Here is a 24,782-nt window from a genome sequence, read left to right as displayed (position 1 = left end):
CTAAGTTCTACAGCTTTTTCCTTAAACTCTGCAGTGTAATTTCTTTTTTCTCTTGACATTTTTCAAAGTTAATTTTAATAACTAAAACGCTCTTAACTCTATGTCCGGTTAAATATAGTAAGTCCAAAAAAAAGGTGGTAACATTTTAAAACTTTCTGAAGAGATTGGTAAAAAGGCCGACACGTTTAAAAAGTCGCTACCAAAATCTATAAAATTAGAAACACCATTTGAGCAAGCAACAGCTGTCAAATCAAGAATTAACGACTTCTTAAGCAATTTATTACAAGGTGTATTTTTGGTTGGATTAGTAGTCTTGGTTTTTCTTGGGTGGCGACCAGCTTCAATTGTCGTTACCGTTATTCCTTTATCAATACTTATTGCGATTGTCCTGCTCGATTTTACTGGGTATGCACTACACCAAATAAGCATTTCTTCTTTAGTAATTGCATTAGGTTTATTGGTTGATAATGCAATTGTAGTTGTAGAAAATATTATAAGATTTAAAAAAGAAGGCTACACTATAAGTGAAGCTGCAGCAAAGGGTACTTCAGAAGTTGGCTATGCAATTATTAGTTCTACAATAACAACTGTTTTGGCTTTTGCGCCATTAGCACTTTTAGAAAGTGGACCAGGTGCATTTTTAAGAAGTTTGCCCTTAACTGTAATATTTGTATTGATGGGTTCTTTATTATTAGCACTTGTCTTTACACCAATTTTAGCTCAAAAGCTTATTAAGAATAAAAAAGAATCTAAACCACCTGTAGTGTCCAAAGCGCTTGATGGCTTTATTGAAAATAGATATTCAAAAATCCTAACCTTCGCTTTGCGAAGAGGTTGGGCAGTTCTATTGGTAGGTGTGATAATCCTAATTGGTTCAATAATGCTATTCCCAAAAATTGGAGTAAGCTTTTTTCCAACAGCAGATAAACCAATGATTTTACTAAATATTGAGCAGCCATATTCCAGGAACATTAACCATACAGATAATACACTTCGTTATATTGAATCTGTTTTAGATACAACAGATTATGTAAAGAGCTACACCACAAATGCAGGTCACGGCAACCCGCAAGTATACTACAACAGAATTCCAGAAGAATATAAAACCTATCACGGTGAGGTATTGGTCAACTTTAAGGACTGGGAACAGGAAAAATTCTACAGAACATTAAATGCCTTCAGGAAAGTTTTCAGCAATAACCCTAACGGTAAAATTTCATTTAGGGAGTTGCAGAATGGAGCTCCCTTTGAAGCACCAATTGAAATTTTGCTCATTGGGGAAGATTTAAAAACACTTAAAAAAATCTCAAATGATATCGAAAATATTATTGCCAAAACTAAAGGCGTAATAGATGTTGAAAATCCATTAGCGAGAGCCAAAACAGATATCAAGGTGGATGTCAATAGGGATAAGGCGGCAATTTACAATGTACCATTACTTGATATTGACCAGACCGTAAGAGCAAGCTTAAATGGTTTAACAATTGATAAAGTTAAAATCAGCAAGGAGGATGAAGATTATCCGGTCGTTGTGAGGATTCCTTTCAAAGATAGACCGACAATCAATGATTTCAGCAAAGTATCAGTACCGAATGCAAATGGAGATAACATCTTGCTGAATCAATTGGCCTCTATTAACTTTGACCAAGATTATGCAAAAATAAACCATTATAACACCGATAGAAATACAGCGATTACAGCTAATGTTTTAAACCCAGAAGCTACCCGTACTGTTACAGAACAGATAATTACAGAATTGGAAGCGTACAATTGGCCCAGTGGATATACATATCACGTTGGAGGCGAATATGAATCACAATCGGAAAGTTTTGGTGATCTCGGTACACTTTTATTGGTAGCCCTAATATTAATTTTCGCGGTTTTGGTATTACAGTTTAGAAGCATAAGACAGCCGCTAATAATCTTTTCCGCTATTCCTTTGGCAATAAGTGGTTCATTCATCGCACTTTTCATTACGGGATGGTCATTTTCTTTCTTTGCTTTTGTTGGCCTTATAAGCCTAGTGGGTATTGTGGTGAACAATTCAATCATTTTGGTGGATTATACCAATCAATTAATAAAAGAAGGACACTCAAAAATAGAAGCTATTACAACAGCATCGAAAAGAAGGTTTACACCAATCGTCTTAACAACCTTGACTACAATTGTTGGATTGTTGCCACTTACAGTTTCTGGAACATCACTTTGGTCGCCTTTAGGTTGGACACTTATTGGAGGAATGATATCCTCTACACTATTAACTCTTCTAATAGTACCTCTCCTTTATAAATGGTTGACAAAAACTAAAAGAAAGTTATAGCCTAGATATATATTCAAAATAGCCAATTTATATTTAAGGTCATCAACAATTAGTATACTCAACAAGATGGACTATTTTTAAAGGTCCCGGAGATACGGCCCAGACACTCAAAACTAATATTGGAAGAAGAATGTTTTTTTATTGCTTTTCTAAAATTTAAAATAGTATGGGATGTTTGGCACAAACATTTATTAAACTACAGACTAATGGAGAAATCTTTATTAAACAATTATTTTCATTCGCTATTTCAAATAAGAGAGGGAGTCGTTAAGAAAATCACAGAAAAATTTAAACAAATCAATATAGATAAAAATATTGTTTTACTGGACAAAAATGTGATTAGCACCAAAACATATTTTTTAGAAAAAGGATATTTGCGGTCATATATACTGGATGAAGATAATCAGGAAATTACAACAAACATATATTCCGCCCCTTGCTTTGTGAACGATTTTTTATCCTTTTTTAGAAAACAGCCCACGAAGGAAATCTATCATACTTTAACTAAGTGTTCGTTTTGGGAAACAAGTATAGAAAATGTCCAGGAAAATTTTCATGCTATTTCTGAATTTAGGGAATTTAGCAGACTTTTATTCGTCATAAATTATTATGAGCTAAACGATAGAGTAATTGAAATGGCAAGTCAAAAAGCAGAAACAAGATACTTAAACCTTTTGAAACGGAAGCCCCATCTGTTTCAACATGTACCACTTAAAATAATTGCTTCTTATTTGGGAATTACTGATACTTCTTTAAGTAGAATCCGAAAAGAGATAAGTAAGATATAGTAATTTCTTGTCATATGATAAGTCCTTTAACAAATTTATAATTAGATATTAGCAGAAAATTATTAAAATGAACAAAAAGAATATTGTAATAATAGGACTTGGAGGTGTTGGAGGGTATTTTGGATTTAAAATAAACGAGACCAATAGAATTGAAAACCTCCATGAAGTTTCATTTGTCGCCCGAGGTGAAACATACCAGGTAGTAAAAGAAAAAGGGCTAACGTTAATTTCTTCTGAACATTCAGGTCAAAAAACTAGGCCAAACGCTTTATATCAAGATATATTAAACATAGCATCGCCTGATTTAGTTTTAATATGTGTAAAAGAATATGACTTGGAGCATGTATGCAAACAGTTAGTTAAAGTTATTTCAACAAGAACAATACTATTACCTTTGATGAATGGCGCAGACATTTATGAAAGAATAAGAATGGTAATTCCAAATAACACAATTTTACCTTCTTGTGTCTACGTTGCTTCACATATACAACAAAAGGGTATTGTCGAACATAAAGGAAAAAGAGGAAAACTCTTTTTAGGAAGAGATCCCGAAAATTTTTCCGAGAACATTGATTGGATTGTTGACTTTTTAAATAATTGCGGAATTGATTTTGATTTTAAGGACAGCTCCTTAACCGATATTTGGACGAAATTCATTTTTATTGCAAGTTTTGGATTGGTAACTGCAAAACATAACTCTTCCATTGGTGCAGTATGCAACGATGAAATACAGAAAAAAGAAGCCAAAGACATAATGCAAGAAATAAAGTTACTTGCAACCGCAAAAGGAATTTTATTGGACAAAAACATAATTCCCAAAACTTTTGAAAAAGCTTCTTCATTTCCACCAGAGACACCAACATCTTTACAACTTGACGTTAATTCCAAAAAGATGAATAATGAATTGGAATTATTTGCAGGTGCTATAATTACATATGGAGATAAATTAAATATCAAAACGCCTTCTACTCAAAAAATATATAAAGAAATAAGAGCTTATAATTATTAATTCGTATGGTTTGATAAGCCTCCTATCAAAACCTACAATATGAATAGTTAATTTTTAAAAAAACTCAATTATGTATTTTCAATAAAAATCTCACCTTTTTATGGTTAAAAATGTTTTTCCACCACAGTTAATTAGTAAAACACTGCCAAAATTTAAACCATATCTAAATCACTAGATTATACCAAAATGTATACAAATCAAATTTATACTAAAGTGATCATAAAAAACTAGTGAAAGTATGGAAAATTCCATCAAACGTGGTTATTAATCAATAATAAACTTTTTTTTAATCTGAAATCTTATTTTTTTAGATTAGGATAATGGTATATTTATTTCTTAATCTAGGTTAAGTTATACAGGTTAAATTAACTATACCTTTGTACAATATTTAATCTAGCCTTTATTTTTTTTGAACCAATACGAAAAAATACTACAAAATATTGATAGATATGTTTCTTTGACTTCCGAAGAGAAATATAAGCTTACCTCCATAATTCGAACAACGAAAATCAAGAAACGCCAATTTATAGACCAACCTGGTTATGTTTGTCAATATAGAAATTATGTTGAAAAGGGTGCATTTAGGTCTTATTTTATTGACAATGAAGGAAAAGAGCATACCGTACAAATTGCCATCGAAGATTGGTTTGTGAGTGACTTTTACAGTTATATAACACAAACTCCAGCTACTTTATATGTTGAAGCATTAGAAGATTCAACTATTTTTCAAATGACCTATAAAGACATTGAAGGGCTTTGTAAAGAAATCCATGGCTTGAGCGAATATTTTAGGATATCAACAGAAAAGGCCTTTGCTTTTTCACGAAAGCGAGCATTATCAAATTTAAGTATGACCGCAGAGGAAAGGTATTTAGAAATATTACAGCGTTATCCCAATATCGTTTTGCGTGTTCCACAAAAAGTAATTGCATCTTATCTAGGTATGACACCTGAATTTATGTCCAAGATAAGAAAGAATCTCTCCACACAATCTTAATCTAGTTCAAGAATATTTCTTAATACAGTTCATTTTTCAGAGCTTCAAATTACCGCAATTTTGTCTTGTCGATTTTGACGTAATTTAAAACAAAATAAAATGAATACTACATCTTATAAAGATAATCTAAAAGAGTTAAGAGAGAATTTGAAAAAAATGTTACCCGAAGATGCATTGAACGTTTTTGATAACGATGCCAAAGATTTACAATTTAAACATCAATCAGTTTTGAAGTTAAAAGTTGGTGATGAAGCACCAGACTTTGCTCTTTCAAATGCTAACGGTGAAACTGTAAAACTGTCCAATTTACTTAAAAAGGAAAGAGTTGTATTAGCTTTTTACAGAGGTACTTGGTGTCCATATTGTAATCTGCAATTAGCACATTACCAAAACGTTCTTGGTGATATTCATTCCTTGAATGCTCAACTCATAGCCGTATCTCCTCAAACTCCTGATGAGTCTTTGAATATTAAAGAGAAAAATGAACTCAAATTTGAGGTCCTTAGTGATAATGGCAACATTGTAGCAAGAAATTATACGACCGTTTTTAAAAATGGCGATATACCAGTAAATACAATGACATCTCTAGGGTTCGATTTTGACGGTCACTACTCAGATGATTCAAGAGAGTTACCAGTTCCCGCAGTTTTCATTATCGACAAAGATGGTACCATCATTTTCGCAAAAGCTGAAGGCGCTGATTATAGAAATCGAGTTGAGGCTTCTGAAATTATACAAACACTTAAGAATTAATACGATGAGAAAAATAAATTTAGTTCTTACATTTTGCATTATAACTTCATTTATGTGGGGTCAAACGGCAAAAGAAATGATTAGAGAAACAGTTGAAGCTACAGGCGGCAAGGAAAACTTTTATAAGCTAAAAAACGTTAACTACGACATTGAATATAGAACCCCACCGGGCGATAATTCGATAACTTTTGTTGGACACGAAACTTACGTATTTGACGGTGAACTTTCTTTAGGTGAATATAGTAAACAGACTATTTCGGGCGCAAGTGAAGAAGGGTATAATGGTAAAGAATTTTGGGTTAAAATTGATGGGAAAATTTCTCATAATGAACAGACGAATGGGGTGGCACGATTTTTAAGAAAGACCAACTATTATTGGTTTGCTATGTTCTTCAAATTATTGGACGAAGGTGTGGTTTATGAAAAACTTACTGGGCAAGAAGTTAACGGAAAAGTCTACGACCGCATAAAAATAACATTTGAAAATAATGTGGGCGATACACAGGATACCTATATTCTATATAGAAATAAAGAGACCAAACTGATAGACCAATTTCTATTTACTATAACAGGTTTTGGTATTACCGAACCAAATTTAATGACCTACGATTGGCAAACAATAGAGGGCATCAAAATCCCTAAGAACAGAAAGTATATTAAAGCTGATTGGGATGGTAATGTATTGGGTAAACAACATACAATTACGAATTGGACAAATATTCAATTTAACACAGATATTGATATCAGTATTTTCAATCCAAAATAAATTAGAAACTAATCTTATGAAAAATATATTTGAAAAAATAACACTATGGGCATTGGCCATAGTGATGGTCATTTTTGGACTCAATAAATTCTTTGGATTTATTCCGGTTGAACCGCCTATAGACCCAATTGCACAAAGTTTTATGGGTGCAATGTTCACATCCTACTTATTTATTGTAGTTGCCTTAGTAGAAATTGTTGGTGGAATATTATTGACAATACCAAAAACTAAGCTTTTTGGTTGGTTGATATTACTGCCCGTAATTTTCAACATCGTAGCTTTTCATTTTGCCCATGATTTTATTGGCAACGGATTTTGGCTATTGCCTACCCTTTTGTTTGTAATAATTACTTATTTCCAATTTGGAATTATCAAAAAAAGTTACAAGTTATGGATAAACATAAGATAATAATTTTATCCCTGTTCTTTGTTTCGGTATGCAACATAGGAATCGCTCAGTCGGTAGAGAAAGTCAAAGTTTTAAACAGTATTGAAATAACAGCCAATCCTGATAAAGTTTGGACGGCTATATCTAACCTATGTAATCTGGACAAACTAGTCCCTGAAATCATTGAACAAACTGAAATGGTTGGGAATGGAGAAGGCTCTATCGTTACTTTAACTCTTAAATCTAATGGTGCAAAAGTAGTTGAAAAAATTACGAATCTTGACAACAAAAAGAGGGTTTTAAGTTATGAAATGATAGAAACACCAATGCCTTTATCCTATTACAAGGCAACAATTAGTATGGTAACTCTAGATTACGACAAGTATAATATTAGTTTTGATTCTGTCTTCAAAGCAACTGAAGGGAACAATGAAATGATGACAAATACCATCGACAACTTTCAAAAAACATTTTTAACTAATGTAAAAAAAATATATAATGAAAAATAGAATTTGGTTCATTACGGGAATATCAAGCGGATTAGGAAAGGCACTCGCCGAGGGCGTTATGGCAAACGGCGATTTTGTTATTGGTACTTTTAGAAAAAAATCTCAGGTCGAGGAATTCAATCACAAATTTGCGACTACTGCCTATTCCATCCTATTGGATATATCGGAAGAAAAAAGCATTGAGGAAAATATAAAAAAGGTTATCACAAAATTTGGCCGTATCGACGTTTTAGTAAATAATGCTGGGATGGGATTTGTCGGGGCCATAGAGGAAACTTCATTAAAAGAGGTTAGAACGGTCTTTGAGGCTAATTTCTTTGGAACTCTAAAGTTGACTCAAACTGTGCTGCCTTTTATGCGAAAAGAAAATAAAGGACATATTATTCAAATCTCATCTCACGGTGGTATTAAAGCATTTGCAGGCTTTGGCATCTATAACGCTAGTAAGTTCGCTCTTGAAGGATTTAGTGAGGCCTTAGCGCAAGAAGTTGCGCCACTAGGTATTAAAGTCTCGATAGTTGAGCCAGGTCCATTCCGTACAAAATTTGCAGGTGACGGGCTTGGATTGGCAGAAAATATTATTGATGATTATTCAGAAACAGCCGGGGCTTTTAGGACCAAGCTTAAAGGTGTCGACGGAAAGCAAGAAGGTGACCCAATAAAAGCATCCAAAGCTATTATTGATTTAATAAAATCTGAAAAATCAACATTGCGTTTACCACTCGGCAAAGTTGCACTTATGACTATAGAATTAAAAATAAATAGTGTTAGAGCAGATATAGAAGCCAATAAGTCTATTGCAGAAAGTGTTGTTTTCAACCAATAGATAGCCTAAAGGCTTCCAAAAAGTATTTTATATTTAATACATTCGTTTTTTTAATGTTTCAGGAAATCTGTAAGGACTTTATTTTATAAACTACTACAAATTAAAAGAAACAGACTAACAACAATATGAAAACAATTGAATTTAAAAGACTAATTGAGGTTGATACATCAGATATTACTCTATTAATGAATCATAAATTAGTTAGGAAACAAATGCCTTTATTAACAAATATCATCTTCAATGAAAAAACTTGTGAGAAGTTTATAGACATCAAAGAATCTTTATGGATTAAGCATGGTTATGGACCTTGGGCCTTTGTGATCGATGGTAGGTTTGCAGGATGGGGTGGGTTACAGTCGGAAAATGGGGAAGCCGACTTGGCTATGGTACTACATCCAGATTTTTGGGGCATAGGCAAAACCCTATACAAAGAAATAATAAGAAGAGCTTTTATGAGATGAAATTAAGTTCAGTAACAGTTTTATTACCCCCTACGAGGACAAGAATCTCGGGTTTATTGCACCTTGGATTCAAAAAAGACAGCGAATTAGAAATAGAAAAACAACACTTTATAAAGTATCGACTAGAACAAACAGGGAAGTCTACAAAAAAGTAAAGCTACTTTGTCATTTATGAAAATTCAATCTCCTTAAGAGACAATATGTCTTACATTAAAAATCATTCAAATTTGTTCAAAAATAGATTGGCTTTGATACAGACTATAGGATACAACAGCAAATGACCAAATGAAAGTAATTAGGTTAAAAAACATTTCAAATGATTATTTCCAAATGGCTTGGAATCTTTATGAAGATGCTTTTCCTCCTGAGGAACGAAAGTCATTGAACGATCAAACCTACGTTTTACAAAATGAAAATTACCATTTTGATATTTTCTTAATGGATACAAATCAATTTATTGGATTTATCTTATGGTGGGATTTTGAATCATATATATATATCGACCACTTTGCAACGGTTAAAAAACAGAGGAACAAAGGCTTAGGAAATTTAATCTTAAATAAAATTATTGACAATAATGATAAGCCAATTCTTCTTGAAGTAGAACTACCAACATCTAGTATTAATGAGCGGAGGATAAAATTCTATAAGAGAATTGGTTTTAAAATAAATCAACATTATTATGATATCCCTATTTCAAAAAGTCACCAATCCCGACTTCAATTATTATTAATGTCATATCCAAACCTAATATCCGAAAATGAAATTGAACAATTTATCGAAAATTTTCATCCCATTATTTTCAAAACAAAAAAATGATATTGGCTCGACACTAATAAAGCTTATAAATGACATGGGATTTAGCGCTTAAAAGAAAAAACACTGTATATTAAAGTGCTGTCAATTCTTTAGGATTTAGCTTTTTGAAAAGCTAATTAAAGGCAAAAATATTATACATGAATATTTATTCAGTTTATATCAAAAAGGTAAGGTTACTGTAGCCTCATTTCGATGAATGAACATTATTTGAAACTTTTCTTCACATAAATGATTTAGTATTTTTTATTTAATAAATCATTGTTTTAAATTAAAATTTAAAACATAAAGAATTCCTTTTAAAACAGGGTAAATCCTACAAACCTAAGCATTTTATATTGACAATCAAGTAAACTAAAAAACTCAATTTGCGTTTGAGAATTGGTGGCTTACTTATATGAAAAGTTTTTTCAAGTAGAAAGGTTTTACTTTATCAATTCAAACAATAAACTGGCTAGGAAGGTTAAACCTCATTTAGAATTCCGTAAATCTTACAACTGTCACACTCATCTTTTTTCTGTGTCTAACTATAAATCATTTCAAAAATTTATAATTATGACAGAAAAAAATTATGATGTACAAAGCATCAACATTAATGCAACTCCAGAAAAAGTTTTCAAATTCTTAGCAGAACCTACGAACTTACCTAAATGGGCCATGGGCTTTTCAGAGGTAGATGAAACCTCTGCTTTAATGGAAACACCAAATGGCAAAATGAAAATTGGTTTAGTAAATATAATTAATAAGGAAGCTGGAACCATAGATTCAATTATGACCATGCCCGATGGTAGTATTGGCAAGGCATTTTCAAGAGTAACCGAAAACAATGATGGGAAATCTGCCGTTTACTCATTTGTGCTCATGGCGCCACCAGTACCACTAGAAAAGATTGAAGGCACACTAGAAATGCAAAAACAACAACTTGCTCAAGAACTGGTTCACTTAAAATCAATTTTAGAAAAATAACGGCATGAAAAATATACTTTTAACAATTTTTGTGGCAATATTCACCTTAAATTCTTTTGCTAATGATCTAAATACAACCAAGGATAATAAGATGAATGAAGAGCAAAAAAAAGTCTTGAAAGTCATCGAAAAAATGACGACTTCGGTTAAAAATAAAGATATCGAAGGGGTTATGTCCACCTATGAACCTAATGCGGTTATCTATTTTCAGCCAGAAATGCCTGTTAGTGATGATGCAACACAACGACAAATATTTCAAGGGTTATTTGCTGCAAATGCAGATTTCACCTTTTATGGACACGAAGTATATATAACAGATGATATTGCTACGCATATTAATCCTTGGTCTATGACAGCTACTGGACCAGATGGAAAACAAATGAGACAAGAAGGTCTATCCATCGCGGTACTCAGAAAGCAAAAAAACGGACAATGGCTTATGATAATAGATAATCCATACGGTACACATATTATGCAAACGCAGACAACAGGAAAAGAAACTGCCGAACAAAAGAAGGTGCAAAATAATATAAATAATATGACGGCCTCTTTTGCAAAAAAAGACTTGGATGGTATCATGGCTACCTACGAAGAAGGGGCAACCATTGTTTTTAAACCTGGCAAACCACTTACTGACGAAAAGAAAATACGTAAAATGTATAAAAAATTCTTTTCGGTGAATCCAACCTTCTCTTTTCATGGGCATGAGGTTATCATCAATGGTGATGTTTCCCTGCATTTAAATCCATGGAAAATGAAGGGTAAAATTTTCGGGATATTTAAAATAAAACAAGAAGGATTATCTGTGGTGGTATCAAGAAAGCAAGCCAATGGTGAATGGCGTATGATTTTAGATGAACCCAACGGAAATCATTTAGTTAGAAAAACAAAACTAGATATATTATGAAAAACAACGTAAAAATAAATCATTGGGCAGTTATTGGCTCAAGCGTACTCATTTTTGTATTGGCTTTTATTTGGTATGGCTCGCTTTTTGGCGATGCTTGGGCAAAAGGAGCGGAAATTGCTAATCCAGTAACGCCACCAGTTTGGGCTACCATAAGTTCATATATCGTTGGTCTATTTTCTTGCTATGGCATTTCCTATTTGTTAAAATGGACAAATCGTTCGGGGCTGAAAAATGGAATTACTATTGGTCTATTTGTGTCTATTGCCTTTCTATTACAAGTGGTTATTGGTCCTTGGCTTTTTTCTGGTAGGTTTTTACTCTTTGCTGTAAATATGCCCTATTTTACACTATCCGCAATACTAGCGGGAGCCATTATTGGTGCTACAATGAAACCAATTAACGCAGAATTATAAAATAAACTATATTGAAAGGGGTTTGGGTTTTAATCAAACTCCTTTTTAAACAAAATATGAAGGAAGATAAACAACTCATAGAAAAGAGCCTTGCAGGAGATAAAAAATCTTTGGAAGCATTAATTAAAAAGCATCAAAATTGGATTTACAATGCAGCCATTAACCTGACAAGCAATACCGAAGATGCGGCAGATTTAATGCAAGAAACACTCATTAAAATGATTACTAACTTGAGTAAATTTCAATTTAAGAGTGAGTTCAGAACTTGGCTATACCGTATATTAAAAAACACTTTTTTAAATACCATAAGAAAAAAAGAGTATCATCAAACTATTCCTTGGGAAGGGTATGCAGAGGGTTTAGATGCTATAAGAGACCAAGAGTTTGATGACGATAACAAAGCAGAAATAGTAGAAGAAGCGAAACTCAGTTGTATGAAAGGAATGTTGCTTTGTTTAACACCAGAGCAAAGGCTGGTTTATGTTTTAGGTGAACTTTTTGAACTACCAGATACCGTGGGTAGCGAAGTAATGGAAATCACCAAAGTAAATTTCAGAAAAAAATTGAGTAGAACTAGAGAGCAATTGTATGGTTTTATGAATAATAAGTGTGGTTTAATAAACACGAATAACCCTTGTCGTTGTTCTCGAAAAACAACAGGGTTTATTAAAAAAGGATATGTAAACCCAGAAAATTTACAATTTCAAAAAGAAGTTATTTCTAAAATAGATACTGTAGTCGTTGAGAAGTTAGATGTTTATGAGAACAACGGATATCGGGAATATCAAAGATTGTATCAAAACCATAATTTTCAAGAGCCAAAAGATAGATTAGCTTCCCTTAAAAAAATTCTTTCTTCTGATCACATAAAAGACACTTTTGAATTATAAAACCCGAAACAAAATTAACGTTCAAAGTTGAAAAAAATCAGCTAAGGATTCTATTGTACAAGAAAATCACAATTACGGTAAATTTATTTAAACATGAATATTTACGAAAAGCAGGTAAAAAAATTTTATTCTGAAATTTGGGATAAGAAAAACTTTGAGGAAATATCCAATATTCTTCAAAATGATTTTTCTTTTAGAGGTTCGCTCAATCAGGAAGGATGCGGTCATGAAGAATTCAAGGTTTACATAAATTATGTCCATTCAGCACTTTCATGCTATAAATGCATAATCAAAGATCTTGTTGCGCAAAATGAGAAAGTATTTGCAAAAATGATTTTTACTGGCGTTCATGACTTTGATTTTATGGGTTACCCACCAACAGGCAAACAGATATCTTGGTCAGGTGCAGCACTATTTATTTTTTCGGGCCAAAAAGTTTCTAGTTTATGGGTACTTGGTGATCTAAAGAAATTAGAAGAGGAGCTTGACGGTAAAACAAAGCTGATTACCTAACTATCTATCTAAATTAGTTCATAATTTAAAGGTGCTTTTATGAATAAATTAAATCTAATTGAAACATTATAGACGACCAGTCTATTTTTTTTATATATTTGTAATATGAAAACGGAAGTCAGGAATAGAATTTTGGATATTGGGGTAAATATTATTGCCAAGAAGGGTTATAATGGTATTGGCATACTGGAGGTTTTAAATGAAGCCAAAATACCAAAGGGGTCTTTCTACCACTATTTTAAGAATAAAGAAGATTTTGGTATTCAGGTTATAAAAAGACATTCTGAGAATTCTCTAATATATATAAATTCATTTCTTGAGGATTCGACCTTAAGTCCATTACAACGAATCTTTTCGCTTTTTGATGATGTTCAAAAAATATATGAAAAAAAAGAATTCAAGGAAGGTTGCTTGTTAGGGAATTGTAGTACGGAACTTGGGGGTCAAAAAGCCTGTTTTTCAACCGTATTGGAACTTGAATTCCTTAAAATGGAAAATGGATTTACTAAGTGTTTACAAGAAGCTAAAGATTTAGGTGAGTTTAAAACGGATGTGTCTACCAAGGAATTGACTAGCTTTATTGTAAATAGTTGGGAAGGAGCAATTATGAGAATGAAAGTTACCAAAAATTTAGAACCAATAAAAATATTTGTCAAATTTTTAAAAACACAAATACTGATATAAAAAAATTTGATCCAAAATTAGACGACCGGTCTATTAATATTAAATAATTAAAATGGAATGATCAATAAAATAACACACATTTTCCTTATTGCAATCCTCTTTATGGGAAATGCATTTGGACAAGAACAAAAGAGTAAAAACATGACTTTCATAAGCAAGGAAAAACATAAAGAGGGGATCCATAACCTAAAAATTATTGATGGTGTAGCAGGAGAAAAAGTGGTAGAATCATTAGAAGATATATCACCAGATCTAGCAACCTACATCATAGAGTTTGCCTTTGGTGAGATTTATGCACGGCCATTACTTGACCTAAAAACTAAAGAGATTGTGGTTGTAGCGGGATTAACGGCAATGGGAAATGTAGAACCACAACTCAAAGTCCATCTCAATGCGGCTTTAAATGTAGGCTGGGCCATTGTAGAAATTCAGGAAGTGATTTTACAAATGTCTGTGTATTCTGGGTTTCCATCCGCTGTTAACGGAATGAACGCTTTAAAGGAAGTGCTGGCCGAACGAAAAGAACGTGGGATAAATGACCCGAAAGGGATTAATCAACAAACTAAAATACCAAAAGACAAAACCAGATTAGATATTGGCATTGAACAGTTAGAAAAACTAAACGCGGTATCGATCGATAAACTTAATGAGGCTTATGAAAATGTTTCCCCCGATTTTATAAAGTATGTGCTAGAATATGGTTTTGCTGATATTTTGGCACGACCAGGGCTTGATTACAAAACTAGGGAAATCGTTACTATAGCAGCACTTACGTCATTAGGTATAACAAACCAACTCAAGCTTCATATTAAAGGAGCAATGACTCTTGGAGTAACAAAGGAAGAAGTCGCCGAGATAATGATACTAATGGGTGTATTCTCAGGCTTTCCTAAAGCCGTTAACGGTACTATAGTACTTAAACAAGTGATTAATGAATAGTACTACAGTCATAAAAACCATATGCCTAAAAGCACTATACCTGCTGTGTACATCCGTTTATGCTCAAAACAATATAGGTATCAATACTATTAAAAATAAAGCCATGATAGTAGATAGTATGGCCTTAGTCATTGGCCATACTATAAAGAAAGAAAGAGTTTTATTCCATTATAATTTTGTTGATGCTTTTTTAGCGGGAAATATGTATCAAAGCAATTATACCTATCAAGATTTGCTAGGCCATGGAAACTTTGGCCTCGCTGCTGCAAACAAAATAGATGGTGAAGTAACCATTTTAAATGGAACAATTTACCAATCTAAAGCAAACGGCACCACGGTTAAGGCAGGGTTAAAGGATAAAACTAGCCTGGCGTTTGTTACAAGCTTTACGGCTGATTCTTCTTGGGCTATTAATGAAATCTTATCCAAAGAAGGTTTAGAAGAATCGCTGAAAAAACATTTTAGAAGCACCAATCATATATATGCAATTATGGTAAACGGGACATTTAACGCTTTAAAAAACCGTACATATCCAATAGTGTCTTCAAAACCTTATCCAGAGTTCTCTGAAGTAGTAAAAACCCAAAAAGTTTTTGATTTACAATCTATCAAAGGAAGTTTAGTCGGTTTCTATATTCCTTCTTTTCTAAAAGGAGTGAACATTCCTGGTTTTCATTTTCATTTTGTTTCTAATGATGAAAAATATGGAGGTCATGTATTGGAATTGGAACTTGCCAATGCTAAAGTAGAGATACGCGAATTAAGTAGTTACGAAGTGAATTTTCCTGAGAATCCAGAATTTCAATTTATTGATATGAACAAAAAATAAAATTAATTATATAAACAAAGATAAAATAAGAAAATGATGAAAAAAACAGTATTAATTACAGGAGCAAGCAGAGGAATTGGCTTACTAACGACAAAAACTCTAGCAAAAGCAGGATTTCAAGTTTTAGCGGCAATTAGAGGCACAGAAGAGAGAAATGCAGCTGTTGTACAGTCGTTAAACGAATACGCAAAACAAAACAATGTGCAAATTAGTGCAATAGAAATGGACGTAACCAACGAAGTTTCTGTAAACAAAGCCATTGAGAAAATAGAACATACCAATGCTATAGATGTCGTTATAAATAATGCAGGAATCATGCCTGTGGGTTTAACCGAGGCATACACGATAGATGATTATCAAAAATGTATGGACGTAAATGTGTATGGCCCAGCACGTACTATGAGGGCTTCTCTCCCTTTTATGAGAAAGCGAAAATCAGGCTTATTTATAAATGTTAGTTCAAATGCGGGTAGAATTGCAATTCCATATTTCGGCGTTTATTGTGCCAGTAAATTTGCATTAGAGGCTTATACCGAAGCGCTTCATTATGAAGTTGAACCCTTTGGAATAGAAGCTGTTTTAATAGAGCCAGGGGGACATGGAACTGATTTGGTTTCAAATCCTCCTATCCCTTCTGATGAGAAAGTACTAACAGATTATGGTGATTTAGCACAAGGTAGAGATAAAATTTTGAGAATGTTTCAAGGAATGTTCGCACAGCAAGACGCTTCAACAGATGCTCAAAATGTGGCAAACAAAATACTTGAATTAATAGAAATGAAAAAGCAACGCCCAATGCGTACTACAGTTGGTCATAATATGGGAATCGATAAAATCAATCAAGAGAGCGACATTGCTCAAATTGGTCTTATAGATATGCTAAAACCCGTTTATTCAGGTAAATAGTAAATCTTTTGTTGAATTTAAAGCATATAGTAAGATTAAATTTTAAATAATGGAGTTCATCTCAATTCTCCCTTGGGGTGTTCTCCTTTATAAAAATTAATTAAAACCCAGTAACAATGAAAAATAAAGTTTTCAATCCGTATTTAATTTTAATTGCTATTTTCTTTTTGGTATAGCCCTTTACAAATAATAATTCCAGTTTGGATAAAAAATCGTTGGAGTTAATCCCAGCCTTAGAAAAAGTGAATGGCGGTTGGCATGCGCTATCAAAAGTGAAAGATGTAGAGTTTACTTATGATTATGATGACAAAAACAAGAAAGCAAAAGACATCTCAAAAGAACGCTTTATATTTAATGGAGAGCAGATATGGGGAGAATATAGTGAACATAAAGTAAATGTAATACCAGAAATAGAAGGCATAGTCCACCAAAGAGTTATTGACGGAAAACCTGAAGCCTCATTATAGGAAACCCCTAATGGATCAAAAGAGTATAGGAACTTCGGGTTTTTTAAGAGGAGCTAGCTATTATTGGTTCACCATGATGTACAAATTGAATGATTCTGAAACAATTCATAAATATTTAGGCACAGAAAAAGTGAACAACATTATGTATGATAAGAAAAGTCTCACTTTTGAAAACACGGGTAAAGCTTCGGATGACTCTTTTATCCTTTATTTTAATCCAAAGACACACCTTGTAGATCGTTTTTACTTTTCATTGCCCGCATTTGATGCAAACGACCCTGTTTTACCAATGGAGCTGGATTATGAAAAAATTGATGGTATTTATGTGAGCAACACGAGAAGAGGTGTTTTTCCAAATGCCAAGGGAGAATATGGACTAGCAATTGTGTTTACCTATTCAAATGTAAAATTCAATAACAGATTTACAAAAGAAGATTTGTCATTGTAAGTTTACTAAGGATGGTATATGATCGTTATTGTAACCTCTAAACAAAAGGTAAGTAAATTAAACTCTGTCCACCTTTTCAATTCCCTTGAATTATAAATATTAGGTTCATTTATTTAAGACAAAAACCAGCTATATATTACAAGTAGGTTTTTTGTAATTAAACCCCGATTCAACATTTAATTTAAAATTCATTAAAAATTGATGATAGATGATGAAACATTAGAAAAATTTGAAAGAACAATAGATATACTGGAATTTGAAGAAGTTGATATCCTCGTCAGAGCTGAAAAAGGAATTAAAATTATCAAAGAGGTTTTAAATAAAACACGAAACTCTGTAGTGAACCGCTCGTTTAAGTCCAGGCAAAAAGAAATTCATTTCTTTAAGGTAGTTAAACCAAAAGTATTTAGTAAACTCATCTTGGACTTGCAACAAAAAAGTGGACAATTAGATAAGAGTCATGCCGCTGATTTTTGGTTATACATTTCGTTTTCAAATTCCACTATGGTTTTATAACGCAATGTCGAGTGTATCCTCTTCCTATTGTACCAAGTCTCTATCCACTGGAATATCGATAGTTCCGCTTCGGACCTGAAGTTATAATTTTGATGGTACACCCATTCGACCTTCAAGCTCTTGAAGAAAGATTCCGCTACTGCATTGTCCCAGCAATTCCCTTTTCTGCTCATTGATTGTACCACTGGACCATTATGCTCTTTAAGGATATCGGTAAACTCGTAACTGGCATATTGTGAGCCCCTATCAGAATGGAAAATAAGCCTGTCCGTGATATTGTTCGACCTTACCGCCATCTTCCAAGCGGGAATTATGGTTTCTGCAGTGGCCAAGGTCTTGCCCATCGACCATCCAACGACCTTTCGATGGAACAGGTCCATGATCACCGTCAGGTACATCCACCCCCTCACCGGTCCTTATATAGGTCATGTCGGATACCCATACCTGGTTCTTCCTATGTACGGTAAAGTCACGGTCCAATATATTGGGTGCTATCGGATAATCGTGTTTGCTGTCCGTGGTGACCCTGAACTTTCTCTTTCTTTTGGCGAAAAGCCTGTTGGCCCTCATTATCCTGGCCACCCTGGGCCTTGAGGCCCTATATCCCCTTTTCAAGAGCTCCTCCCGAATCCTTGGCGCCCCGTAACTCCCAAAGCTGTCCTTGAAAATACCATGTATGGCCACCGTCAAGGCCTCGTTCTCCAACCATCTTCTGGAAGGGCCCCGGTCCAACCAGTTGTAATACCCACTTTTGCTTATCTTGAACATTTTGCACATCTTCCCGACAGGAAATTTGAACCTGTGGTGTTTTATAAACCTATATTTTTCCTGTCGCCCTAGGAGAAGATGGCTATCGCCTTTTTTAGGATATCACGCTCGATCTCCACATCCCTGAGTTTTTTCTTTAGTTCAGCTATCTCTCTTTGTTCATCGGTAAGTTTGGGGTTTCCCTTTCCAGGAAAACTGTTCTCCCCGTATTTTTTGGCCTCCCTGCGCCAGCGACCCAATACCGAGGGGTTAAGTCCCAGTTCCCTACATACCTCTGCGGCGTTGCCCCTGGCATAGCTCAGTTCGACAGCCTTTTGCTTGAACTCCGTTGTGTACTCTCTTTTTGGTTTTGACATGTTTTCAAAGTTAATTCAAACAGTCAACATGCTCCTATCTCATAGTCCAGTCAAATGTAGTAAGTCCACTCGTTGTGGGCATCCTTCTTGCCCGATTCGAACACCTGTTCGGCCCCATAGAGGAAATTGCGCTTCCATGCGCTGATCTGGGTCGGGTGTATCTCATACTTCTGGGAAAGTTCGGCAAGGCTATGCCGCTCCTTCAAGGCTTCCAGGACGGCTTTGGTCTTGAACTTCGGGGTGAATTTTCTTCGTGTCATATTCAGTAAATTTAATGATTAAACTTACTGCCCTAATTTTTGGGGTATCTACAAAAACAGGCGACCCCATTACTTTGGCCAGTGTTGAATTGTACGATGTAGAAATAGGACTTTTGGAAGCTGGAAAAACTGATGAAACAGGTTATTTTAAATTTGTCCTGCCCTGTGACAAAGAGAATAAAATGGTGTTTTTTAAACCCCGGTTTTCAAAAAAGGAAATATTCATCACCACTGGAGAAAACCCGGAGGAAGCCTCTGTCAACAATATGATTTATCTTACCCCATTTGAAAGTTTGGTCGTAAAAGATGAAGGTGTGGAAAAAATTAAAGTGAATCCCATCTATTTTGAATATGACAAATCTGATATTACACCACGAGCCGAATTTTTAAATTTGCGGTCTTCGCAAACACACATGAGCCTCTCGGAAAGCCTAAAATAGCTATGTTTTATATACGTTTTTGCCCACAATACTATTCTTTCCAATTTTGAAGTCGGTCGATATATAGATAACTTTCTACAAATTTTCTATGTTCAGGACTGGTCATTTTTTCCACTACATTCAATGCAGAAATATAACTCGCTAAATTTCCATTTGAGGAACTGAATTTTCCGTCCTCAACAAAAGTTACCAAACTATCATCTTGGACTTTTAAATTTGGATAATCTTTCTGTAATTGTTCGCCTCCACCAATCCACGTAACAATTTTGTGTCCGTCAGCAATTCCCGATTTTCCGATTAATTGCGCTCCTGCACAGTTGCTCACAGTATATTTAGTTTCCTTATTTTTCTCTTTTATAAAATCCACAATCTTTTCGTTGTGGACTTGAGCATACATATCATAAGCACTTGGTACAAAAAGAGCAGTCAGTTTTGGGCAATTTTCAAAAGTATAATCGGGAACGAAATGCATACCTTCTTCCGTTGTTATTGGATTTTCAGTTTCAGCTATTGTAATAACGTTAAAAAGTTGTTTTCCATCTTCGGCCGGTTTTGCAAAAACATCAGAAGTTGCAATTACTTCGCTTTGTAAAACTCCGTTATACATCAAAAGTCCGATTGTCGGCAATTCTGGATTAAACGATTTTAGGTGTTTTGTCAGCGTATCAATTTTCTGTTCGGTTTTTGTCAATTCTGAATTTTCTACTTTCGTTTTTGATTTGTCTGTGTTGCAACTCGTTAAAATAGTCGCAAAAATCATTGTTATAGTTCCTAATTTTCTCACTGTTTTCGGTTTTTCTTGTATTGTGGGCTAGTATATGGCAAGTAGGGCAGTAGAAAGCACTAAACTTTCAAGTTTGCATTCAGCCAAAGCGTTGTATTTTGTTTTCAATTTACTCATTCTTAAAAATCAAATCAACGATTTGGCGGTGTTTGCAAATAGGACTATACTTTCGTGAACCAATGAATGTGCTATTTGCATAGGATACTTTGTTGTGTGGCGTTTTTTCTTTGCCGATTTCAGGTTGATTCAAAACATTAAATTGAAAAAATATCATCTCCTGGGTAATGTCCAATAACTGGATGAGCCCGATAAACTGAGCCACCCGCGCCGGATTAAAGTGAGCAGTGTAAATCAACTGCTTGGATTTGACCTGTCCGTGGGTTAAACTTAGTTTTTATTTTTCAATTTTCTTCTCATTGATTCACCTTTTATGTCGATTCTGTGTGCTGTATGCATCAAACGGTCGAGTATGGCGTCGGCCAGTGTTCTCTCCCCGATGATGTCGTGCCATTTTGATACGGGCAATTGTGATGCAATTATGGTCGACCTCTGTCCGTGACAATCCTCGATGATCTCCATGAGCGTATGCCTGTTGATGGTGTCCAGTGGCTTGAGCCCGAAGTCATTCTGGGTGGTGGGATTGGTGCTCTTTTGGTTTAGCGCTCTGTTGTGAACAATTTACTTTAAGATGCATTGTAACGAAGTTGCGTAGATTAAAGTTCGCCCTTGGCGAATTGTTCACAACGGTTAGTATATGAAGAGTAGGCGATTACGGAGTACCAAACTTTCGGCTGATTACAGAGTTTGAAGCGAGCCAAAGACCTAGATTTTAGTACTATTTCGCCCATTTTTTGTATGCATTGTTAGTAGCTAGCTTATATTTTTAGGTCATTGATTAATCATCATCCTCGTCTTTTGTACTTGTAACTTCTGCTACGATTCTGTAGGATCCGTCATCCTGCAACTTCCATAGGTAGAAAAATTTACTTGAATTGTCAAAATGAAGGGAATCATATACTATAATTTCACTTTCCATATGGCCCATTTGGTGTATATATTCTCTGCTCCCGTTCACATAATCAGTCTTTAAATCAAGTTTGGAGAATTTGGCCATTTTCATTCCTTTTGAAAGGAAATTCTTTATATTTTCTTTTCCTTGAATTACCCCAAATCCATTGGGAGATGAAGAAGCTTCTTTATCATAAAAGTCCATTCGCTCTTCCAATTCACCCGAAATTAATACTTCTTGAAATTGGGCAGTTCTTTCGATTATTATTGATTCCATTTCTATTTGAGTCAGTTCTTGTTTATATGACTGACAACTAATCGTACATAAAATAATAAATGCGAGTAATGTATAATTATATTTCATAATGTTTATTTTTTCAGCTTGCCACTAACTTGTTTATATAAGCATAAAATACATCTACATACACCCAAAATGGAATATTATCAATGTATTTAATCATCTACTATTGGAATCGTTTATTTGAACTTTAATATACTGCTATTTGTTGTTTTATCTCCTTTAGTGCCTTAGTTGTTTCCTTTAAATCTACAAGGCTCCAACCTATAGTTTGATACTGTTTGAGTTTGGTTTGCCCGTTGTGTTCGATTCTCATATGATTGCTCACAAGTGAAGAAAATCCAATGCCATTTCCATAGTAATCAACTGTTAATTCGTTTACAGGAATTTGAATTGATTTTTCCACATTTTTATTGTTTAAATAGTATATTTTAAGGTCATTATCATCCAACTCAATCTTCATTAAATATTGCTGCATTGCATTGTAGTTCATGATTACAAATGTCAGGACTAGTATGATTGTTAATATCCATAGGTAAGTATTATAGAAAGACAGTACTATCAAAAATCCAAATATAAGATAAAACCATTGGGAAATTATTGACCTTTTAAATCTTGTTTTGAAGTCAATTGGCTTTCTGCTCAACATTACTTTTCTCTTACCCTTCAATATGTTTTAAAATTAATACTGACTTGATAGTTTATTCGAACTTTATAGTATGGGCCCTTTTGTTGTCTTCCTCCAAGAAAATATATTCTAAGGAAAGTCCATTGCTGTATTTGTATGGTCCAGACCCATGAAAACTTTTAAAATACCAGTGTACTTACCTAAAAAAGACCATTATCCGGCGTACCAAACTTTTCAAGAAAAGTTTTATATGTTAAAACCAAAGATTACCACCATAAGATTTTGAATGTTTAGAGAATGCCATTGCCCTTTTTATTATTCAGCACATGGAAACAATATATTGAATATAGTGCTAGTTGCCGCTCTGGTATTCAAAATTATAGCAGAATATTAAATAGAGTTTGTTTAAGAACCATAGCCACCAAAATGATAAGGTACGGTCTGAAATTCCTTCCATATTTCTTGTCAAGAAATATTAATCCCGTGAAGATTAAATAAATAATTATGAACTTAATGTTATTCATGATTTTAGGATGTATATCCAATACATAGGGACCTAACCTTCCAAATATTGGGCCAAGGAAAACCGCTGCTGTTCCAATCATATAACGCATATGTTTGGGAGTATTTTTCTTGTTGTAAATGGCCAATGAATAAAAAAGGACTAACAGCACACAATCTGAGATTGGGAGATAAGCAAGCATAGGGTGGCCCGCGTGCAATATTCTAAATATTAACGGGAAAGCAGAAAGAATCAGAAGAGGGAAAGCAAGGTAAGAAATCTTACCAATGACTCTGTGGACTTTATTTTTTCCAATTCCAATCAAGATAGGTTGAACAATAAGTAACAAAATCCACAAAAAAGCAAAAAATACATGGAGATGGTCGAATGTTGAAACTTTGCTTTGGGATAATGCGGAGGTACTTTCACTGAATTCTGGGAATTGACCAAAATATGTTTTGTAAAACGCCGCAAAAATCAATGGAACCAAAATTACCATTGTATAACCTATGTTCTTATATGTTTTTTCCATTTCCACCTGTTTTTATTTATGGCCCTGAACTTGCTCAACAATAGTTCACTGGACTTTTAAGTTGAAAACAAAGGTAGTATGGTTCGATCGATCCTATTTTTCTTAAAAGCTCATTTTTTTTTCTTTAAGGGGATTCTTGTGTTTTTTAGAAGTATTGTTATTCTGGAGCTGTCTGATTTTTTCTGAACTGTAGAGGGGATAGCCCAAATCTTTCCTTAAAAATTCTACTGAAGTGCGATGCATTTTTAAAACCAGAATTAAATACAATATCAGAAATACTTTGTTTCGTTGTATTCAACAACATACTGGCATGCTTAAGTCGTTTGTCCGTCAACCATTTTCCAGGACTTGTATGGTAATATTCAAAAAAATCTCTTTTGAATGCAGCTAGACTCCGACTTGATATATTGGCATATTCTTTTAGGGTTAGATTATAAGTGTAGTTTTTTTCCATGATCTGCCATATGGGAGGTTTGATTTCATCGTTTAGACGTAGAACGTATGCAAGTAGTTGTTTGTTCAATGGATTGGATAGAATATTTAGGAATAGTTCCTTAAATTTTAATTCAAGTAGTTTTGCTGAAGGCGGTACCTTTTGTTTAAAATAGGGAATCAAACCATAGAAGAAAGTTTTTGTTACCTCATTCAATTCTATTTTGATGAACATTTCACTAGTTGATTCAGGTAATTCCCCAATTGGTAAACTATCCATGAATTCATTTGCAAATTGTATCAGAAATTCATCGGGAACATGAAAGGCAAGTACGTGCCAATCTTGCGCATCTGGCAGCTCTTGGACATATCCAGATTTACGTTGAAAATATGAAGTTTGCGGTGTTATTTTCCATGACTTGTCACCCTGATGCAAAATCCTTTCACCTTCCAATGAAAAGGCGATAAGGTTGTAATGGTTATATAAATGTACTAACCTATCTATCTGTGGACACTTATAATATACGAAAAGTAAATCTCTGACAGAAAGTTGCTTAAAAATATCCGGATTAGCCAATCCTGCCTCATAAGTATTAATCATTACAGGTTATTCTATTTATTGAACAAGTTGGATAATCCATAATATCAAGGATATGATAT

General features: G+C 33.9%; 29 protein-coding genes and 3 pseudogenes. 24 read left to right on the top strand and 8 right to left on the bottom strand.

The annotated features are described in order from the left end of the window. Positions 1-139: 139 nt before the first annotated feature. The 23 genes and pseudogenes from ACQQ5U_RS15235 to ACQQ5U_RS15125 all read left to right on the top strand — a co-directional run. Positions 140-2,320, top strand: a pseudogene (locus tag ACQQ5U_RS15235) (efflux RND transporter permease subunit); the annotation flags it as partial. A gap of 206 nt (positions 2,321-2,526) precedes the next feature. Then, positions 2,527-3,108: a Crp/Fnr family transcriptional regulator gene (locus tag ACQQ5U_RS15230; protein ID WP_288977673.1), complete on the top strand. Its 582-nt coding sequence runs from the start codon at positions 2,527-2,529 to the stop codon at positions 3,106-3,108. Positions 3,109-3,175: 67 nt separating this feature from the next. Further along, positions 3,176-4,117, top strand: coding sequence for a 2-dehydropantoate 2-reductase (locus ACQQ5U_RS15225; RefSeq protein WP_288977675.1), 942 nt, complete (start codon positions 3,176-3,178; stop codon positions 4,115-4,117). Positions 4,118-4,526: 409 nt separating this feature from the next. After that, positions 4,527-5,114 carry a Crp/Fnr family transcriptional regulator gene (locus ACQQ5U_RS15220; protein WP_288979516.1) on the top strand — a complete coding sequence of 196 codons (588 nt, stop codon included), beginning with the start codon at positions 4,527-4,529 and terminating at the stop codon, positions 5,112-5,114. A 99-nt stretch (positions 5,115-5,213) separates the two neighbouring features. Next, a complete protein-coding gene (locus tag ACQQ5U_RS15215) occupies positions 5,214-5,867 on the top strand; it encodes a peroxiredoxin-like family protein (protein WP_288979514.1) in 654 nt (217 codons plus the stop codon). 76 nt (positions 5,868-5,943) lie between these two features. Further along, positions 5,944-6,633 carry a hypothetical protein gene (locus ACQQ5U_RS15210; protein WP_437371290.1) on the top strand — a complete coding sequence of 230 codons (690 nt, stop codon included), beginning with the start codon at positions 5,944-5,946 and terminating at the stop codon, positions 6,631-6,633. Next, positions 6,605-7,042 carry a hypothetical protein gene (locus ACQQ5U_RS15205; RefSeq protein ID WP_437398792.1) on the top strand — a complete coding sequence of 146 codons (438 nt, stop codon included), beginning with the start codon at positions 6,605-6,607 and terminating at the stop codon, positions 7,040-7,042. The genes ACQQ5U_RS15210 and ACQQ5U_RS15205 overlap by 29 nt, the downstream gene beginning before the upstream one ends. Next, entirely contained in the window at positions 7,024-7,530 is a 507-nt protein-coding gene (locus ACQQ5U_RS15200) for an SRPBCC family protein (protein WP_437398791.1), read from the top strand. The genes ACQQ5U_RS15205 and ACQQ5U_RS15200 overlap by 19 nt, the downstream gene beginning before the upstream one ends. Beyond that, complete coding sequence (locus ACQQ5U_RS15195; protein WP_437398789.1) at positions 7,520-8,356, top strand: oxidoreductase; 837 nt, start codon at positions 7,520-7,522, stop codon at positions 8,354-8,356. The genes ACQQ5U_RS15200 and ACQQ5U_RS15195 overlap by 11 nt, the downstream gene beginning before the upstream one ends. A gap of 125 nt (positions 8,357-8,481) precedes the next feature. Next, positions 8,482-8,817, top strand: a complete 336-nt coding sequence (locus ACQQ5U_RS15190; RefSeq protein ID WP_437398787.1) for a GNAT family N-acetyltransferase — start codon at positions 8,482-8,484, stop codon at positions 8,815-8,817. Positions 8,818-9,102: 285 nt separating this feature from the next. Beyond that, positions 9,103-9,636 carry a GNAT family N-acetyltransferase gene (locus ACQQ5U_RS15185; RefSeq protein WP_437398785.1) on the top strand — a complete coding sequence of 178 codons (534 nt, stop codon included), beginning with the start codon at positions 9,103-9,105 and terminating at the stop codon, positions 9,634-9,636. A 552-nt stretch (positions 9,637-10,188) separates the two neighbouring features. Next, positions 10,189-10,599 carry an SRPBCC family protein gene (locus tag ACQQ5U_RS15180; protein WP_437398783.1) on the top strand — a complete coding sequence of 137 codons (411 nt, stop codon included), beginning with the start codon at positions 10,189-10,191 and terminating at the stop codon, positions 10,597-10,599. A gap of 4 nt (positions 10,600-10,603) precedes the next feature. Further along, positions 10,604-11,506 (top strand): YybH family protein, encoded by a 903-nt coding sequence (locus tag ACQQ5U_RS15175; RefSeq protein WP_437398780.1) that lies wholly within the window; start codon positions 10,604-10,606, stop codon positions 11,504-11,506. Beyond that, on the top strand, positions 11,503-11,922 hold the full coding sequence (locus ACQQ5U_RS15170) for a DUF1761 domain-containing protein (RefSeq protein ID WP_437398777.1): 420 nt from the start codon (positions 11,503-11,505) through the stop codon (positions 11,920-11,922). Before ACQQ5U_RS15175 ends, ACQQ5U_RS15170 begins: the two co-directional genes overlap by 4 nt. A 56-nt stretch (positions 11,923-11,978) precedes the next feature. Continuing rightward, the gene (locus tag ACQQ5U_RS15165) at positions 11,979-12,812 is read left to right on the top strand and encodes an RNA polymerase sigma factor (protein ID WP_437398774.1); all 834 of its coding nucleotides are present in this window, start codon (positions 11,979-11,981) and stop codon (positions 12,810-12,812) included. A gap of 93 nt (positions 12,813-12,905) precedes the next feature. Next, positions 12,906-13,325, top strand: coding sequence for an ester cyclase (locus ACQQ5U_RS15160; RefSeq protein WP_437398771.1), 420 nt, complete (start codon positions 12,906-12,908; stop codon positions 13,323-13,325). 105 nt (positions 13,326-13,430) lie between these two features. Further along, positions 13,431-14,009, top strand: a complete 579-nt coding sequence (locus ACQQ5U_RS15155; protein WP_437398768.1) for a TetR family transcriptional regulator C-terminal domain-containing protein — start codon at positions 13,431-13,433, stop codon at positions 14,007-14,009. 57 nt (positions 14,010-14,066) lie between these two features. Continuing rightward, the gene (locus ACQQ5U_RS15150) at positions 14,067-14,948 is read left to right on the top strand and encodes a carboxymuconolactone decarboxylase family protein (protein ID WP_437398766.1); all 882 of its coding nucleotides are present in this window, start codon (positions 14,067-14,069) and stop codon (positions 14,946-14,948) included. Next, a complete protein-coding gene (gene budA, locus ACQQ5U_RS15145; protein ID WP_437398764.1) occupies positions 14,941-15,777 on the top strand; it encodes an acetolactate decarboxylase in 837 nt (278 codons plus the stop codon). Before ACQQ5U_RS15150 ends, budA begins: the two co-directional genes overlap by 8 nt. 33 nt (positions 15,778-15,810) lie before the next feature. Continuing rightward, positions 15,811-16,683: an SDR family oxidoreductase gene (locus ACQQ5U_RS15140; protein ID WP_437398762.1), complete on the top strand. Its 873-nt coding sequence runs from the start codon at positions 15,811-15,813 to the stop codon at positions 16,681-16,683. Positions 16,684-16,883: 200 nt separating this feature from the next. Continuing rightward, positions 16,884-17,150, top strand: a complete 267-nt coding sequence (locus tag ACQQ5U_RS15135) for a hypothetical protein (RefSeq protein ID WP_437398761.1) — start codon at positions 16,884-16,886, stop codon at positions 17,148-17,150. Positions 17,151-17,160: 10 nt separating this feature from the next. Next, a complete protein-coding gene (locus ACQQ5U_RS15130; RefSeq protein ID WP_437398759.1) occupies positions 17,161-17,598 on the top strand; it encodes a DUF6503 family protein in 438 nt (145 codons plus the stop codon). 198 nt (positions 17,599-17,796) lie between these two features. Beyond that, positions 17,797-18,114, top strand: coding sequence for a hypothetical protein (locus ACQQ5U_RS15125; RefSeq protein WP_437398758.1), 318 nt, complete (start codon positions 17,797-17,799; stop codon positions 18,112-18,114). Here ACQQ5U_RS15125 and ACQQ5U_RS15120 read toward each other — a convergent pair. Together ACQQ5U_RS15120 and ACQQ5U_RS15115 are read right to left on the bottom strand one after the other, a co-directional pair. Then, positions 18,057-19,238 (bottom strand): annotated as a pseudogene (locus ACQQ5U_RS15120) (IS3 family transposase). The gene ACQQ5U_RS15125 and the pseudogene ACQQ5U_RS15120 sit on opposite strands and share 58 nt — an antisense overlap. 50 nt (positions 19,239-19,288) lie before the next feature. After that, positions 19,289-19,498 carry a transposase gene (locus tag ACQQ5U_RS15115; RefSeq protein WP_437398757.1) on the bottom strand — a complete coding sequence of 70 codons (210 nt, stop codon included), beginning with the start codon at positions 19,496-19,498 and terminating at the stop codon, positions 19,289-19,291. Positions 19,499-19,512: 14 nt separating this feature from the next. Between ACQQ5U_RS15115 and ACQQ5U_RS15110 the strand changes: the two genes are divergently transcribed. Further along, positions 19,513-19,938 carry a hypothetical protein gene (locus tag ACQQ5U_RS15110; protein ID WP_437398756.1) on the top strand — a complete coding sequence of 142 codons (426 nt, stop codon included), beginning with the start codon at positions 19,513-19,515 and terminating at the stop codon, positions 19,936-19,938. A gap of 31 nt (positions 19,939-19,969) precedes the next feature. Here the strand turns inward: ACQQ5U_RS15110 and ACQQ5U_RS15105 are convergent, their stop codons facing one another. The 6 genes and pseudogenes from ACQQ5U_RS15105 to ACQQ5U_RS15080 all read right to left on the bottom strand — a co-directional run bounded on the left by ACQQ5U_RS15105 (position 19,970) and on the right by ACQQ5U_RS15080 (position 24,723). Beyond that, positions 19,970-20,698 carry a DJ-1/PfpI family protein gene (locus ACQQ5U_RS15105; RefSeq protein ID WP_437398807.1) on the bottom strand — a complete coding sequence of 243 codons (729 nt, stop codon included), beginning with the start codon at positions 20,696-20,698 and terminating at the stop codon, positions 19,970-19,972. 411 nt (positions 20,699-21,109) lie between these two features. Continuing rightward, positions 21,110-21,349 (bottom strand): annotated as a pseudogene (locus tag ACQQ5U_RS15100) (ATP-binding protein); the annotation flags it as partial. A 268-nt stretch (positions 21,350-21,617) separates the two neighbouring features. Then, on the bottom strand, positions 21,618-22,007 hold the full coding sequence (locus ACQQ5U_RS15095; RefSeq protein ID WP_437398755.1) for a hypothetical protein: 390 nt from the start codon (positions 22,005-22,007) through the stop codon (positions 21,618-21,620). A 211-nt stretch (positions 22,008-22,218) separates the two neighbouring features. After that, positions 22,219-22,698, bottom strand: a complete 480-nt coding sequence (locus ACQQ5U_RS15090; protein ID WP_437398754.1) for a hypothetical protein — start codon at positions 22,696-22,698, stop codon at positions 22,219-22,221. Between the two features lie 335 nt (positions 22,699-23,033). Next, complete coding sequence (locus ACQQ5U_RS15085) at positions 23,034-23,690, bottom strand: hypothetical protein (RefSeq protein WP_437398753.1); 657 nt, start codon at positions 23,688-23,690, stop codon at positions 23,034-23,036. 157 nt (positions 23,691-23,847) lie between these two features. Continuing rightward, positions 23,848-24,723 carry a helix-turn-helix domain-containing protein gene (locus tag ACQQ5U_RS15080; RefSeq protein ID WP_437398752.1) on the bottom strand — a complete coding sequence of 292 codons (876 nt, stop codon included), beginning with the start codon at positions 24,721-24,723 and terminating at the stop codon, positions 23,848-23,850. Positions 24,724-24,782: the final 59 nt, after the last annotated feature.

The organism is Flagellimonas lutimaris (genome assembly GCF_051494225.1).
Classification (GTDB): Bacteria; Bacteroidota; Bacteroidia; order Flavobacteriales; family Flavobacteriaceae; genus Flagellimonas; species Flagellimonas lutimaris_A.
This window is presented reverse-complemented; position numbering and strand designations above follow the sequence as displayed.